Origin of the sequence: Pararhizobium sp. IMCC21322, assembly GCF_030758295.1 — a bacterium.
GTDB lineage: Bacteria > Pseudomonadota > Alphaproteobacteria > Rhizobiales.
In genome coordinates, this window is record NZ_CP132335.1 from 1,323,993 (window position 1) to 1,338,717 (window position 14,725).

General features: G+C 54.4%; 13 protein-coding genes and 1 other annotated feature. Of the genes, 11 read left to right on the plus strand and 2 right to left on the minus strand.

Annotated features, from left to right (window positions below):
* Positions 1 to 322: 322 nt before the first annotated feature.
* From RAL91_RS06425 to RAL91_RS06450, 6 genes are all read left to right on the plus strand, one after another.
* The gene (locus RAL91_RS06425; RefSeq protein WP_306260704.1) at positions 323 to 1,498 is read left to right on the plus strand and encodes an extracellular solute-binding protein; all 1,176 of its coding nucleotides are present in this window, start codon (positions 323 to 325) and stop codon (positions 1,496 to 1,498) included.
* A gap of 65 nt (positions 1,499 to 1,563) precedes the next feature.
* The gene (locus RAL91_RS06430) at positions 1,564 to 3,345 is read left to right on the plus strand and encodes an iron ABC transporter permease (RefSeq protein ID WP_306260706.1); all 1,782 of its coding nucleotides are present in this window, start codon (positions 1,564 to 1,566) and stop codon (positions 3,343 to 3,345) included.
* Positions 3,342 to 4,439 (plus strand): ABC transporter ATP-binding protein, encoded by a 1,098-nt coding sequence (locus RAL91_RS06435; RefSeq protein ID WP_306260708.1) that lies wholly within the window; start codon positions 3,342 to 3,344, stop codon positions 4,437 to 4,439. Before RAL91_RS06430 ends, RAL91_RS06435 begins: the two co-directional genes overlap by 4 nt.
* Positions 4,440 to 4,553: 114 nt before the next feature.
* Positions 4,554 to 5,900: an MFS transporter gene (locus RAL91_RS06440; RefSeq protein ID WP_306260710.1), complete on the plus strand. Its 1,347-nt coding sequence runs from the start codon at positions 4,554 to 4,556 to the stop codon at positions 5,898 to 5,900.
* A gap of 107 nt (positions 5,901 to 6,007) precedes the next feature.
* Entirely contained in the window at positions 6,008 to 6,841 is an 834-nt protein-coding gene (locus tag RAL91_RS06445; RefSeq protein WP_306260712.1) for a fumarylacetoacetate hydrolase family protein, read from the plus strand.
* Positions 6,842 to 6,861: 20 nt separating this feature from the next.
* Positions 6,862 to 7,755: a VOC family protein gene (locus RAL91_RS06450; RefSeq protein WP_306260714.1), complete on the plus strand. Its 894-nt coding sequence runs from the start codon at positions 6,862 to 6,864 to the stop codon at positions 7,753 to 7,755.
* Between the two features lie 124 nt (positions 7,756 to 7,879).
* Here RAL91_RS06450 and RAL91_RS06455 read toward each other — a convergent pair whose 3' ends face one another.
* Positions 7,880 to 8,194 (minus strand): bacterioferritin-associated ferredoxin, encoded by a 315-nt coding sequence (locus tag RAL91_RS06455; protein ID WP_306260716.1) that lies wholly within the window; start codon positions 8,192 to 8,194, stop codon positions 7,880 to 7,882.
* Positions 8,195 to 8,279: 85 nt separating this feature from the next.
* Positions 8,280 to 8,816 (minus strand): hypothetical protein, encoded by a 537-nt coding sequence (locus RAL91_RS06460; protein ID WP_306260717.1) that lies wholly within the window; start codon positions 8,814 to 8,816, stop codon positions 8,280 to 8,282.
* A 366-nt stretch (positions 8,817 to 9,182) separates the two neighbouring features.
* Here RAL91_RS06460 and RAL91_RS06465 point away from each other — a divergent pair, with 366 nt between their 5' ends.
* The 5 genes from RAL91_RS06465 to RAL91_RS06485 all read left to right on the plus strand — a co-directional run bounded on the left by RAL91_RS06465 (position 9,183) and on the right by RAL91_RS06485 (position 14,361).
* Positions 9,183 to 10,376, plus strand: coding sequence for an ABC transporter substrate-binding protein (locus RAL91_RS06465; protein WP_306260719.1), 1,194 nt, complete (start codon positions 9,183 to 9,185; stop codon positions 10,374 to 10,376).
* A 106-nt stretch (positions 10,377 to 10,482) separates the two neighbouring features.
* Positions 10,483 to 11,307: an ABC transporter ATP-binding protein gene (locus RAL91_RS06470; RefSeq protein WP_306260721.1), complete on the plus strand. Its 825-nt coding sequence runs from the start codon at positions 10,483 to 10,485 to the stop codon at positions 11,305 to 11,307.
* Positions 11,304 to 12,017, plus strand: a complete 714-nt coding sequence (locus tag RAL91_RS06475; protein ID WP_306260723.1) for an ABC transporter ATP-binding protein — start codon at positions 11,304 to 11,306, stop codon at positions 12,015 to 12,017. The genes RAL91_RS06470 and RAL91_RS06475 overlap by 4 nt, the downstream gene beginning before the upstream one ends.
* Positions 12,017 to 13,030, plus strand: a complete 1,014-nt coding sequence (locus RAL91_RS06480) for a branched-chain amino acid ABC transporter permease (RefSeq protein ID WP_306260725.1) — start codon at positions 12,017 to 12,019, stop codon at positions 13,028 to 13,030. Before RAL91_RS06475 ends, RAL91_RS06480 begins: the two co-directional genes overlap by 1 nt.
* Positions 13,027 to 14,361, plus strand: a complete 1,335-nt coding sequence (locus tag RAL91_RS06485) for a branched-chain amino acid ABC transporter permease (RefSeq protein WP_306260727.1) — start codon at positions 13,027 to 13,029, stop codon at positions 14,359 to 14,361. The genes RAL91_RS06480 and RAL91_RS06485 overlap by 4 nt, the downstream gene beginning before the upstream one ends.
* A 259-nt stretch (positions 14,362 to 14,620) precedes the next feature.
* Positions 14,621 to 14,676, plus strand: a sequence feature (sul1 is cis-regulatory element that is thought to sense ions involved in sulfur or methionine metabolism; They are found in Alphaproteobacteria).
* The last annotated feature ends 49 nt before the right edge of the window (positions 14,677 to 14,725 follow it).

A 14,725-nucleotide genomic window follows, 5' to 3' on the forward strand; every position in this document is an offset into this window, starting at 1 on the left:
AACTCACTGCTTCCACGACAATATGAAATTTTCCACTTCATGGCTGCTAGGGCCCTGTTTAAGCCTCTGGCATCATCTGAGCAGGAACCTCTCGTAAATCCGTTTTTGATGCATTGTTGCAAAAATTGTTGGTCAATTCGGTATATTCGTGCAGAATAGAGCAATTGATAGATTATCAATCTTTAAAGAGCAAATAATCGATAAAATATTGCAGGGCCGTTTTCATTGATTTACGGTCGGGAATACCCGCTGACGGTCAGGAGCCGAACGCGGCATTCGAAAGCACCGCAATGGTGTATTTGGAAAACCAGGGAGGAAAAGTATGACTTTGATACAAAGAATGTCGAAACTGGCAGGCTGCTCCACAGCAGCGCTGATGGTGTTCGCCGGTGCCGCTTCGGCAGAAATGACTGATGAGGCGCGTGCATTTCTGACAGAGGGCGGCATTGATGCCGCCATCATCGAGCAGGCCAGCACCGCAGCAACAACAGACCTGGACGTTCCTCAGGAATGGATCGACAAGGCCGCAGAAGAAGGTGCAATTGATTTCAGCACCAATGATACGCCGGACCATGTCGCTGCCTGGTTGCCGGTTTTTCAGGCGCGCTATCCGAACATTGATATTGTTGCGACAGAGACCTCGGGCGCGGCCCGGGCTATTCAGCCCCTGCTGGGCTACAAAGCCGGCAGCCTTGTGCGCCATATTCTGGTGAGCTTTGAGGGCTCATTGCCTGATTTCATCGAGGCTGACGCATTGGCAGAACTCGACGATCTGCCAGCCTGGGACGGTGTTCCCGAAGAAAGACGCGCCGCCAACGGCACCTATGCCGGTATGCAGAACACCACATGGTGTCTGGCCTACAACAAGGACGAGGTTTCGGCAGATGAACTGCCAGCAACCTGGTGGGATCTGATGGCTGAGGACGGACCGCTGTCTGGTGGTCGTGTCGGTGCTGCCAACCGTGCCCAATTGTGGACACTGAATTTGTGGACCCATCCTGACTACGGTCCCAAACGTATGACCAACGAATTGCTGCCGGCGTTCTTCGATAATCTGAAACCGCAATTGCGCAAAGAAGGCATCTCTGGAATTTCCAATCTGATGCTGGTCGGAGAGTTTGATGTGGCGCTGCCCGCACCAAATGACGAGACTGAAGAATTGATGGAAACCGGCGCGCCGGTTGGCTGGCATTGCCCGGAGCCTGTTCCACAATATTTCAACCTCATTGGCATGTTCCGTGACTCGCCAACCCACTACTCATCCAAAGTCTTCATCAACTGGATTCTAAGCCAGGAAGGTCAGATGGTCCGCTACGTGGCTGGTGGCGACGGCCCGGTTCACAAAGACCTGCAGATCGATGGTGCTGCCGCGCTGGGTGCAGAGTTTGCCGGCAAAGACATTGCCCTGCGGACGATTGAGGGTCTGACGGTCGGATTGCCAGAGCTCTACAAGGTCTGGAATCCACTGTGGTCCAATTCGGGTGGCCCAGGTAAATAAGCTAAGCCGGTCGGCGTCGCCAATGGCGCCGGCCAATCAATTGTCTTCCACTTACAGGCAATAGCATGAGCAACACTGCTTTGGATGCCGGCCAGACCGTGGCCAAAAAACGCCCCACAAATATTCGAAATCTTGCGGGGCGCTTCTTTCCCTGGGCCATTCTGATCCTGATCGCTGCCATGGTTGCAGCCCCTGTCTTCTCACTTGTTGTGGGGGCTTTCAGCCAAGCACGTCTGCCCAATGAGTTCTCCATCGACAATATGGGGCTCGACAATTTCTATGCTGTCTGGGTTGAACAGCGCATCGATCTCGTGCTCTGGAACACGGCCATCTATGTCGTTGGCTCAACAATCTTTGGCATTACCACGGCGGCTGTTCTGGCGTGGTTGGTCGAGCGGTCGGATATGCCCGGAAAGCTTTGGGTCTATGCAGGCGTTCCTCTTGGCATTGCCGTCCCGGGTATTCTGCATGCCATCGCCTGGGTTCTGTTGCTCAGCCCGCGATCCGGGTTCCTGAACCGTGGCTGGATGTTCATGACCGGTTCGGAAGAGCCGCTTTTCAACGTCTACTCCATGGCAGGGTTGATCTTCGCAGAGGGGCTTCGGCTGGTCCCGGTCGCGTTCTTGATGCTGGTACCGCTGATGCGCAGTATGGACCCCAGCCTGGAAGAGGCCGCTGCCGCAAGTGGCGCCAGTCCCATGCGCACAATACGGCGGGTTACATTTGCCCTGCTGCTGCCCGGCGTCCTTGCCATCAGCATTTTTCAGGCCATCACTGCTATCGAAAATTTTGAGGTTCCGGGCATTCTTGGCATGCCGGTCAACCTGCATGTCTTCAGCACACGGGTCTTCAACCTGATCGAAAACATTGGGACGATCCCTGCATTCGGGCAGGCGAATGCCGCTGCGGTCTTCTATCTGTTCATCGCGCTGATCATTTCATTTTTCTATCTGCGTTTGGTGCGCCATTCAGAACGCTATTCCATCATTACCGGCAAAGGTTACACACCGCGTGCAGTTCGTCTTGGCAAATGGCGCTATCCGGCCATTGGCCTGGCTCTATTCTTCCTGTTCGTCACCATCGTGCTGCCATTCCTGGTGCTGCTTTATGTGTCGCTGGTCGGGTATCTGCGCCAGCCATCCATTGACGCCTTCCAGTCCTTTTCATGGAAGCATTACGAAGCCGTCTTCCGGCAACCGCGCGTTGGTCGGGTTATGTGGAACACGATTTCACTGACACTTATGACAGCGACCACAGTGACAATCCTGTCCTTCATTGTTGCCTACATCATTGTGCGCACGCGATTTGCGGCGCGCTACACTCTGGACGTGCTGTCCTTCATGCCACATTCCATTCCGGGCATTGTTCTGGGCCTGGCCCTGTTCTGGTTGTTGATCCAGTTTGACTCGCTCACCGGTGCAAGCACCTTTGGCTCGCTCTACTCTCTGGTGATTGGCTTCACCATTCTCTTTCTGTCCTATTCCGTGCGGGCCATGAGTGTGGCGATGATCCAGGTCCATTCGGATTTGGAGGATGCAGCCAAGCTGTGCGGAGCGCCGCCATGGCGCGTGGCGATCCGCATTTTTGCGCCGCTGCTGATGCCAACGCTTGTCGGTATCTGGATTTACGTGGCCATGCTAAGCGTACGCTTCATCAGCCTGCCTTTGATCCTGTCGCAAGGTGGCAATAATGAAGTGCTTGGCGTCATGATCTGGTCCCTTTGGGACAATGGAAATATCAACTCAGTAGGAGCAATTGGAATAATGCTGATGAGTGTAATGTTCGCCCTGGCTCTGTCACTCCGCATCTTCGGATTTGGCCAGAACAAGGGAGGCGGCGCGATATGATCGAGATTGATAATCTTCACGTCCGCTTTGACTCAGACAAAGGCATAGTTCATGCGGTGCGCGGCGTTACCATAAGTGTTGCACCCGGCGAATTTTATACGCTGCTGGGACCAAGCGGTTGCGGCAAGACGACAACACTGCGCTGTCTGGCCGGTCTGGAAACACCATCCGGCGGCAGCATCAGCATTGGCGATGTGGTGGTTCACGACACGGACCGGAATGTTTCCATTCCCACATACCGCCGCGACATTGGAATGGTGTTTCAGTCCTACGCGATCTGGCCACATCTGACCGTGTTTGAAAACGTCGCCTTCCCGCTGCGCGAGATGAAACCAAAACTCAAGGAAGCGGAGATTGAAAGACGCGTCAAAAACGCTTTGGAGCTGGTTCAGCTGATCGGCTACGAATCCCGTCCCGCACCGTTCTTGAGCGGCGGTCAGCAGCAAAGGCTGGCGCTGGCGCGGGCCATTGTGCGCGAAGCAACTGTTGTCCTGTTTGATGAGCCGCTGTCCAATCTGGATGCAAAGCTGAGAGCCGAAACACGTTTGGAATTGCGGCGTCTGGTCAAGCGTCTCGGCATGACCGCACTTTATGTGACCCATGATCAGACCGAAGCCCTGACAATGGCAGATCGTGTGGCCATCATGCGGGATGGCGAGATTGCCCAGGAAGCCACACCAACTGAAATTTATAAGCGGCCGGTCTCGCGCTTCGTCGCCAGCTTCATCGGTCAGTGCAATTTTGCTGATGGCGAAATTCTCTCTGTTCCAACCGCTGACACGCCGGGCCAAATCGACACGGAGTGGGGCAAGCTGTCTTATTCCGAAGGTCTGGATCACACGATAGGCGACAAAGTCACAATCGCGGTTCGGCCAGAAAATGTCTGGCTTGCCGGAAAGGGAATTGACGATGTAGCGACGTCAATTACGGGCGAAGTGTCAGAAATCATCTTCCTTGGGGAGTCTCTGGAATGCCGTGTGACTCTGGGCAATTCAAACCTCATCACGCGCTTGCATCCAAGCAGTGAAGTTGCGGTGGGTGACAGTGTTGGCATTATCGTGAAACCAAATGATGTCGCGATATTAGCGGCGTGACCTTGGCCCCATCCAAGGGCAGGGCAGGCGGATAAAATGGCCTCAAACAGCCCAAAGAATGATTTAAAAACACCCGAAAATCCGGAAACTGTCTCCGGGCTTTCGGGGACACCCTTGAGCACACATTTAGCCTTTGTCACAGTGCTGATTGCTGTTTGGGCCATCGTTCTGGAAAGCACGGCGGTCAATGTCGCCCTGCCGTTCATTGCTGCGGATTTTGATGTGACAGCCGCGACAGCCACATGGATTGTGGGCATGTCCCAGTTCATCATTGTGGCGCTGCTGCTTCCCATGGCTTCTCTCGGCGAGACAATTGGATATCGCCGCCTCTTTCTATCCGGAATGTTGCTGTTCTCGATTGCCTCTGTCGGCTGCATTCTGGCACCCAGTTTCAATGCGCTGGTGGCCGCCAGAGCTGTCCAGGCAGTGGGAACTGCCGCGACGATGAGTTTGAGTTTCGCCATGGCACGCACCATTTATGCGGACAAGAATTTGGGCGCAGCTATTGGCATACTGGCAACGGCGGTTGCAATCGCCTCGTCAGGCGGGCCGGCCATTGCAGGTTTTCTGTTGGAATTCAGCGGATGGCGCGGCGTTTTTGGCCTGATGCTTGTGTGCAGCACGCTGGGATTTGTAGGGGGCTCGTTTCTGCTGCCGCCAAACAAGCCATCTGATCGTCGGTTTGACATTAAAAGTTCAGTTCTTGTGGCGTTGACGCTGGCATGCGTCCTGTACGTTCTGAACGGGTTTGCAAACGATTGGTCGCTTTGGTCAATCATGGCTGCTGCAGGCGCGTCCGTGCTTGGTTTCATAGTGCTGACCCGCACATCCAGGGGCAAGGAAGGTGCTGTCTTTCCGCTGGATCTACTCGCCTTGCCGGTTTTCAGCCTGTCAGTCATTGCATCGGTCTGCGCCTTTTCATCTCAATTTCTTGGGTTTGTTCTGCTGCCGTTCTATTTACTGCTGGGTGTGGGATTCAGCCCGGTTGAAATGGCGCTGGTGCTGAGTGTTTGGCCTGCTTCAACGGCGATCCTGGCACCTATCCTTGGCTGGGCATCCGACCGAATTCCAGCCGGACCATTGGGCGCAGCCGGGCTGCTCGTTTTTGCAATTGGATTCTTTCTGCTGGCGGCCATGCCCGAGGATGTAACGACACTTGGCATTGCAGCACGACTGGCTGTTTGTGGCATTGGCTTCGCAGCGTTCCAGACGCCCAACAATCGGCTGGTTATGCTCAGCGCCCCCAGGGACCGTAGCGGTGCAGCAAGCGGGATGATTTCACTGGCCCGCCAGTTTGGACGTGCTCTGGGGACCGCGATTGCAGCTTTCACACTTGCCTCGATACCGGCTTCCGGCGCTCTGAGCGCTCTGAATATCGCTGGAATATTGGCGCTCGCAGGTGCCCTTGCAACTGTGGTGCGGGCCGTGGCCCTGCGCGATCGACAGGGCCAGACTGAATGAGGCAAGGCTAGACTGAATGACGCAAGACAAGACAATGAACAAGACTGACAGGGCGAGCATACCGTCGGCACTTAGCCAAAACCGGACGACAGATCAGGAGAAAACAAATGCGATTTATCAGTTTTGAGGCCGGTGGCCGCAAGTCATGGGGCCGTGTCGAGGACGACGAGATTGTTGATCTGGGAGCGCTTGATGGCGCGGCGGAAGATTTAAAGACGGCGATTGCTGCGGGCAAGCTTGACGGGACAAGCGATGCGCCACGTCTGAAGCGAGCTTCGGTCCGGTTGCTGCCGGTGATCCCAAATCCATCCAAGATTTTGTGCGTGGGGCATAATTACGAATCCCATCGCGTTGAAACAGGCCGCGATAAAACCAAACATCCGTCCATTTTCACCCGTTTTGCCGATACGCTGATCAGCGCAGATGATCCGATCATACGGCCGAAAGTGTCGTCTGATCTGGATTTTGAAGCAGAACTTGCCGTTGTCATTGGCAAAGGCGGACGCAACATTCCTGAATCAGAAGCCATGGACCATCTGGCCGGTTTTGCCTGCTTCAACGATGCTTCATTGCGCGATTGGCAATGGCATACGCGCCAGTTTATTCCAGGCAAAAACTTTCCCGGCACTGCGCCTTTCGGGCCGGAACTGGTCACACTGGACGAAATTGATGATCTGGACCGCATCGAGGTGAAAGCGGTTTTGAATGGTGAGGTGATGCAGAGCGCGACGCTGGATCACATGCTGTTCCCAATACCCACCATCATTGCCTATGTATCAACCTTCACACCGCTGTCTCCCGGCGATGTGATTGTCACAGGAACACCCGGTGGTGTGGGCGCAAAACGTACGCCGCCGGTCTGGATGAAAGCCGGTGATACGATTGAAGTGCACGTGTCCGGTGTGGGTTCGATAAGCAGCCATATCGTGGATGAAACCTGATCTATCAAAGGGAGACTGCAATGACCGATGGATTTCCCATAAGTGGCCTTCGCAGTGTGGAACTGGAAGCGCCGGATTTGGATCAGGCCGCAGCATTCTACACCAGAATATGGGGGCTGACAGAGGCGGCGCGTTCGCAGGGCCATGTCTATTTGCGGTGTGAGGGAGATGATCCCTATACAGTGCGCTTGAGCCAGGGCAATGCGCCGGTAATGCTTTCCTACACGCTAAGGGCTGCAGACAGCACAGATCTGGCTACTCTTCTCACACGCGCTGAGGCTGCCGGTGGCAAGGCGGAAGGCGGCATTGCGCCGCTATCGGATTTTGGTGGCGGAACCGGTTTCTCAATGTTGGATACAGTCGGGCGGCGTTTGCGCATTGTGCAGGGTGATGACCGCGTCGCAGAAGATTTCACCGAACACAGTCGTCCGGACCGCCTGTCACACCTCAACATCAACACCACCGATCTGGAGCGTGATATTGCCTTCTATGTGGACGGTCTTGGGTTCACAGTTTCGGACCGCAGCAAGATCATGGGGTTTGTGCGCACCAACAGCGACCACCACACAATTGTGCTGGCCAGGGCGCCGGTTGAAACGCTCAACCACATCGCCTTCAATCACCGCAACTGGGAAGATGTGATGAAAGCCTCAGGCCGCATGGTGGACGAAGACCATCCAATGGGCTGGGGCCCTGGACGACATGGTCCCGGCGACAATGTTTTTGCCTATTTTGTTGATCCATTCGGCATTGTCATAGAACACACGGCGGAAATGTTGCAGATCGATGAGACATACCGCGTCGGCGGCCCTGCAGACTGGACTTGGCCACCGGGCCGGATCGACCATTGGGGCATAGCGCCGCCCAAAACAGAGACCTGCAAGGCAGCGCAACTGGCTATTCCGTTCAAATAGGTTTGTCCAGGATCGCGCCTCGGCTATGCCGCGCTTGAATTCATAATTTTGAAATCCGCTTTGCTTCCGTCAGCCACGCCCGCATTGAGTTGGCCATATTTTTCTTCGCCAATTCTGGAAAAAATCAAGCCGCTTGTTGTGTTTTTCTGAGGAGCGCCAGGCGACGGGCTGTTTCGCAACGTTCATGCTCATCGCGTATCCGTTTAATGAACGGTATGACCTTGTCATGGGGCGACTGTCGCTGCGCGTGATAAGTCTCGCTGGTGCGAATGATGATATCTATGACGCCGGGAAAACAGCCGCAGCATTTGCCGCGCATTTTCATGGCGTGATAAACTTTGCCAGGCGTTATAAGTTGCCATTCATCCAGATCGAGAAAGCTGGTGATGACCTCTTCGATCTCCTGAGACGTGATAAAATTACAGCTGCAAACAATCATTGTCAGTTTGAATCCCGCCCCAAAAATATGGTGTTTCCCAAATCATTTTTGACACTATCCAAATGAGGCATGATCCCGCTGGCCTTCAGTGAAGCGTAAGGGGTGCAGGATGAGATTCTGCATCCCCGGCATGCCGGGTGGCACGGCTGAATGCCAGAATGTTCTCCATGACAGAAATCGAAATCGGCATAAGAACATGATTTGCGCTCTTGAGGATGAGGGCAAGTTCGCCTGCTGCGACAGCCACCTCGGCGCAACGGTTTTTGCAGGAAAGACTTGTCAGACTTAACTCAGCCGCTTCCGCGTCGCCATACTGTAGCGCGGCAATCAGGGCTAGCACCATGGCTTCATCCTTACACAAATGCCCCGATCCGACCTGAAAGGTTTTCAAAGGACAGGTTGAACAAATACCAAGTGCATTGATGAAGCCCATTAACGCGCTCAGGGCAGGCTGAACCTGCTTGAATGGTAAATATTCGCTGTAGAGGCTTTCGATGCGCGCCAGATCAGGTCGTTGGGCAATCGCCATTCCGGCGACCCAGTGACGATACCCTTCAAGCACCAGCCGTTCCGGCGTGTTGAAAAGGTTGTTCTCACATGAATGACAGTTGAAGGCGTTCATTTCCCAAATCTTTTAACATGATATCGTGAGTCATGTTTAGCGTTGCACATAAGTGGAGTCAAATTGTATAGTTTAGAATTGCTCTAACATGGCGGATCTTGGAACCGACACCGGTCTTACTGCGTTACTTCCAAGTCCTGATGACTGCCAATTCACGAGATCTCAGCCATTGGGTAAGCGTCATGTTGATTTTATTCCGTTGATGGCTAAACTCTCGTATGATTTGAGACGAAATGATGTTTATCTAAGAAAAGACGGTAGAATGTGCGCGCTCGTCTGTTTCATGGCAGCTGGTGCCACAAACATAAAACAACTCATACGTATCCAAATCGACAAGATATGTCGTACTAATAGGGGGAACTAAAATTGAAAAAAATCTTTCTCGCCGGATTGAGCACTGCTGCTCTGATGACCGCTACTGCAGCCTTGGCAGATGATCACGAAATCAAGATTGGTGTGATCCTGGGCTTCTCCGGTCCACTTGAATCCATCACGCCAGCCATGGGAGCTTCAGGTGAGCTTGCCATGAAAGAAGTATCGGAATCTGGTGCTTTCCTGGGCGGCAAGACCGTGACGCCGGTTCGCGCCGATTCAACCTGCATTGATGCCGCCGCTGCCACATCAGCTGCTGAGCGTCTCCTCTCTTCGGAAGGTGTCGCGGCCATTTTTGGTCCCGATTGTTCCGGTGTGACAACTGCTGTGGTGAACAACGTTACTGTTCCGCAAGGCGTCATAAACATTTCGCCATCTGCCACATCACCGGCTTTGTCCTCCATTGAAGACAATGGCCTGTTCTTCCGTACGTCACCGTCCGATGCCCGCCAGGGTGCTATTCTGGCTCAGGTGGTAATGGACCGTGGCATTGACGAAGTTGCTGTGACCTTCACCAACAATGATTATGGTAAGGGATTTGCTGATGCCTTTGTTGAATCCTATAAGGGAATTGGCGGCACGGTAACTCTTTCAGCGGCTCACGAAGATGGCCGCGCCGACTATTCTGCTGAAGTTGGTGCATTGTCCGCTGCTGGCGGTGATGCCCTTGTCGTACTTGGCTATATTGACCAGGGCGGACTGGGCGTAATGCGCTCGGCTATTGATACCGGCGCATTCGATGTATTCGTTGGCGGTGATGGCATGTATGGCACGAGCCTGCTTGAGAGCCTTGGCGATGATCTGGAAACCTGGTTTGGCACATTGCCCGGTTCTGCCGTTGAAGGCGATGATCCGTTCGTGGCGATTTCCGAAGCTGCAGGCATTGGTATTGACGGACCTTACGTGCGCGAGAGCTACGATGCAGCCGCGCTGCTTCTGCTTGCTATGCAGGCTGCCGGTGAAGCCACTGGTGCTGCCGCTGAACATGTAATGGCGGTCGCCAACGCACCGGGCGAGAAGATTGCTGCTGGAGAACTGGCCCGTGGGCTGGAACTGTTGGCCGCTGGTACAGACATTGACTATGTCGGTGCTTCGGGCGTTGAACTGATTGAGCCGGGTGAGTCTACTGGCGTTTATCGTGAGTATGAACTCGTCGACGGCGCCCTTAAAGACGTGCGGATGCGCTAAGCTTTTTAAGCTTGCATGAGTTGGAGGTGGCCGTCCATTAAACCGGATGGCCACTTTCCTTGACCCAGGTGCTACACCCCACATTCCCAAACAAAGTGGAGATGCGATGATCCGCGTTACGGATCTGCACAAGCGGTTCGGCGGCGTTCATGCTGTCGATGGCGCTTCCATCGAGATCAAGACGGGTACTATTACCGGATTGATCGGGCCCAACGGGGCCGGAAAAACCACCCTTTTCAACGTCATCGCTGGTGCGTTCCCTCCCACATCGGGCAAGGTTGAGCTGGACGGCGAAGACATTACCGGGCTTGCAGCACACGACTTGTTTAGCAAAGGCTTGCTGCGCACTTTTCAGATCGCCCATGAGTTTTCTTCCCTCACAGTGCGGGATAATCTGATGATGGTGCCACCAGGGCAACCCGGTGAATCCCTGATAAGCGCTTGGTTCAAGCCGACCGAAGTCAAGGCGAGGGAAGCCGAGCTTCGCGAGAAGGCCGACGAGGTTCTTGCCTTCCTCAATCTCTCCCACATAGCTGATGAGCGTGCAGGCAATTTGTCAGGCGGTCAGAAGAAGCTACTGGAACTTGGGCGCACCATGATGGTGGATGCGAAAATCGTCTTCCTTGATGAGGTCGGGGCCGGTGTTAACCGCACGCTTCTCAACACCATTGGCGACGCAATCATCCGCCTTAACAAAGAGCGCGGCTACACGTTCTGCATGATCGAGCATGATATGGCCTTCATCTCCCGCCTTTGCAATCCTGTCATTGTCATGGCCGAGGGCAAGGTGCTGGTGGAAGGTACCGCGCAGGAAGTCCGCAAGGACGAGCGCGTGATCGAAGCCTATTTGGGAGTTGGCCGCAAACAGGCTGCCAAACACGAAAATGAAGCGCCAAGCACAGCATCAAACCCAGAAGGCGTGGCACCATGAGCTTACTCCAAGCCACTGACATGCGCGGCGGGTATGGCGCAGCCGACATTCTGCAGGGCTGCACCATCACCTGCGACAAGGGCGAGGTCGCTGTGATTGTTGGACCGAATGGCGCTGGCAAATCCACTGCCATCAAGGCCATTTTTGGCATGATGAATTTGCGTGAAGGCGGTGTGACCTTTGAAGGTAAATCCATCAAAAGCCTGGCGCCGCAAGCGCGCGTGGCAGCCGGTATGGGCATGGTGCCGCAAACCGACAATGTCTTTCCCGGCATGACAGTAGAAGAAAACCTGCAGATGGGCGCTTTTCTGCGTCATGATGGCGGCGCAGGTGTGATCGATAAGGTCTATGAGCTTTTCCCCGCCATCAAAGATAAACGTTACCAGCAGGCTGGCGAACTGTCTGGTGGTCAACGCCAGCAGGTTGCTGTGGGCAGGGCCATGATGACTGAGCCGACATTGCTGATTCTGGATGAACCAACCGCTGGTGTTTCACCCATTGTGATGGACGAGTTGTTCGACCGGATATTGGAGATTGCCAAAACCGGCGTTGCGATTTTGATGGTTGAGCAGAATGCCCGCCAGGCGCTGGAAATCGCTGACACTGGATATGTGCTGGTGGAAGGCCAGAACCGCTTTACAGATACTGGGGCAGCTCTCCTGGCAGACAATGAAGTGCGTGCCACATTCCTCGGTGGGGATCAAAGCTGATGCATGAATTTGCCAACGCTTTCGTACTGTTTTCGAACTTCGTTCTCATCCCGTCCATCACCTATGGCGCACAACTCGCAATTGGAGCGCTGGGCATTACGCTGGTGTTTTCCATCCTGCGCTTTGCCAATTTCGCCCATGGCGACACCATGGCCTTCGGCACGATGATTGCCATTTTCTGCACCTGGGGTTTACAGGCCGTGGGTTTTTCTCTTGGGCCATTACCAGTTGCTCTGATTGCCTTGCCGGTAGCGATTGCCTTTACGATTGGCCTGGTACTTGGAACCGACAAAATCATCTACCGGTTCTACCGCGACAAGAAGGTCGATCCGATTATTCTTGTCATGGCCTCGGTGGGCGTGATGTTCATGATGAACGGTCTGGTGCGCATTTTCATTGGCGTCGGTGATGTCTCCTTTGCCGATGGCTCTCGCTTCATCATCCGGGCCCGCGAATTCCGCGAGATGACAGGGCTCGATGAAGGTTTGGCCTTGCGTACAACACAAGTGATCACAGTTGTGGTTGCGGTTGTCGTCATGGGCGCCCTGTTCTGGTTTTTACAGAAAACCCGCACTGGCAAGAGCCTGCGCGCCTTTTCTGACAATGAAGATTTGGCGTTGCTTTCTGGCATCAAGCCGGAGCGTGTGGTTCAAATTACCTGGATCATAGCAGCGACGCTGGCCACCATTGCAGGCGTGCTCTATGGGCTGGACAAGGGTTTCCGCCCGTTCACTTATTTCCAGCTGCTGCTGCCTATGTTCGCGGCTGCTATTCTGGGCGGCATTGGCCAACCCGTTGGCGCTGTTGTCGGCGGGTTTGTGATAGCCTTTTCAGAGGTTTCACTCACCTACGCCTACCGGCGCGTGTTCGAATATCTGGGTCCAGAAGGCTTTGAGGTCGAGGGCCTCGCGCAATTAATTCAGACCGAATACAAGTTTGCGATCTCCTTTATGCTTCTGGTCATCGTGCTGCTTGTACGACCCACCGGCATCTTCAAGGGGCGCGTGCTATGAGCGGTTCCACTCGCATTTCACAGACCAATACCACTCTCCTGCATCAGCCATGGTTCCTGTTCACGGTCATGGCAGCGCTGCTTGCCTTTACCGGTTTTGCACAAAGTTGGTTATTTGCACTTACGATTGTGCAGCTCTGCATGATCTCCGCCATCATGGCCCTGGGTGTGAACGTGCAGTGGGGTTATGCTGGCCTGTTCAACGCTGGCACCATGGGTTTTGCAGCGCTTGGCGGCGTGGCAGCTGTACTGGTTGCCGCCAATCCTGTCCCGGAAGCATGGTCAGCCGGTGGAGCTGGCATTGGTCTGTCGGCACTTATTATTGGCGCAACGATTGCATCTGTTATTCTGGTGCGCGCCAAGCTTGGCGGTCTGGTTCGTCTGATCGCCACCGCCTCGGTTCTGATCATCGGGTATCTGCTGTTCACGCGTTACTTTGGGCCAGCGACAGACGCTATTGAAGCCGTCAACCCGTCACGGACCGGCTACCTCGGCGGCATGGGCATCTCTATCCTGTTCAGTTGGTTGCTCGGTGGCTTTTTGGCCGCTGGTGCTGCCTGGATCATCGGCAAGATTGCCATAGGCCTGCGCTCGGACTATCTGGCGATCGCGACACTGGGCATTGCTGAAATCATTCTTGCCGTTATCAAGAACGAAGATTGGCTGACCCGCGGCGTGAAAAACGTCACCAGCCTGCCGCGCCCGGTTCCTTATGAAGTCGACCTGCAGACGGATCCTGCATTCCTCTCACTTGCACAAAATTTGGGCATGGATCCCATTGCGTTATCCAGCATTGCGGTCAAGCTTGCCTATATCTCTTTGTTTGCAATCGTGCTGATCGCGCTGGTCTACCTGTCGGAGAAAGCACTCTATTCACCCTGGGGCCGCATGATGCGCGCGATCCGCGACCGGCCTGACGCGGCAGAGGCGATGGGCAAGGATGTGAAGCGTAGACACTTGCAGGTCTTTGTTCTGGGCTCAGCCATTTGCGGCATTGCCGGCGCCATGCTCGTGACGCTGGATGGGCAATTCACACCGGGCTCCTATCAACCGCTGCGATTCACCTTTCTTATCTGGGTCATGGTGATTGTTGGTGGATCTGGCAACAATATGGGCTCGGTACTCGGTGGCTTCCTCATCTGGTTCGTTTGGATCCAGTCTGAATCTGCAGGCTTTGCCCTCATGGATGGCCTGTCCAGCCTGTTGGCAGAAGACAGCCCCATTCGCGGCAACCTCATAGAAGCGGCTCCTCATCTCCGACCGGTTCTCATGGGCCTTATTCTGGTGCTGGCCCTGCGCTTTGCACCGAGAGGTCTGATACCGGAACGGTAAGTTCACAGGTTCCTGATTGCGTTGATGTGCTACGCGGGGCGGCCTTGATACGCCTGTGGATTTATCCGCCATTCCAGTCGGATTGCAGTAAAATGCGAGGTTTATGTAGAAATTTGCGTTGAGCGGTGCTCATGAACACCTCTTTTCTGCGATCCTTGGGATTTTGATCGAAATCCCCCAGATCCCGCAACACCTTGCGAAATATGTTTTTGGGTCTTGAGTTTGGCTGAAAAACCATGTCTATGCCCTGATGATAACGTGTGGACCCGGTGAAAATCCGGGTGGCTCTTCCGGCCGCTGATCCGCCGGACAATTCCAAGAATACCCAAGCCATGCTGCGGGACCTTCTTGCGAAGGATTTCCC

Coding starts and splice junctions, on each gene's coding strand:
- RAL91_RS06425 (WP_306260704.1), top strand. CDS start 323: ATGACTTTGATACAAAGAATGTCGAAACTGGCAGGCTGCTCCACAGCA.
- RAL91_RS06430 (WP_306260706.1), top strand. CDS start 1,564: ATGAGCAACACTGCTTTGGATGCCGGCCAGACCGTGGCCAAAAAACGC.
- RAL91_RS06435 (WP_306260708.1), top strand. CDS start 3,342: ATGATCGAGATTGATAATCTTCACGTCCGCTTTGACTCAGACAAAGGC.
- RAL91_RS06445 (WP_306260712.1), top strand. CDS start 6,008: ATGCGATTTATCAGTTTTGAGGCCGGTGGCCGCAAGTCATGGGGCCGT.
- RAL91_RS06450 (WP_306260714.1), top strand. CDS start 6,862: ATGACCGATGGATTTCCCATAAGTGGCCTTCGCAGTGTGGAACTGGAA.
- RAL91_RS06455 (WP_306260716.1), bottom strand. CDS start 8,194: ATGATTGTTTGCAGCTGTAATTTTATCACGTCTCAGGAGATCGAAGAG.
- RAL91_RS06460 (WP_306260717.1), bottom strand. CDS start 8,816: ATGAACGCCTTCAACTGTCATTCATGTGAGAACAACCTTTTCAACACG.
- RAL91_RS06470 (WP_306260721.1), top strand. CDS start 10,483: ATGATCCGCGTTACGGATCTGCACAAGCGGTTCGGCGGCGTTCATGCT.
- RAL91_RS06475 (WP_306260723.1), top strand. CDS start 11,304: ATGAGCTTACTCCAAGCCACTGACATGCGCGGCGGGTATGGCGCAGCC.
- RAL91_RS06480 (WP_306260725.1), top strand. CDS start 12,017: ATGCATGAATTTGCCAACGCTTTCGTACTGTTTTCGAACTTCGTTCTC.
- RAL91_RS06485 (WP_306260727.1), top strand. CDS start 13,027: ATGAGCGGTTCCACTCGCATTTCACAGACCAATACCACTCTCCTGCAT.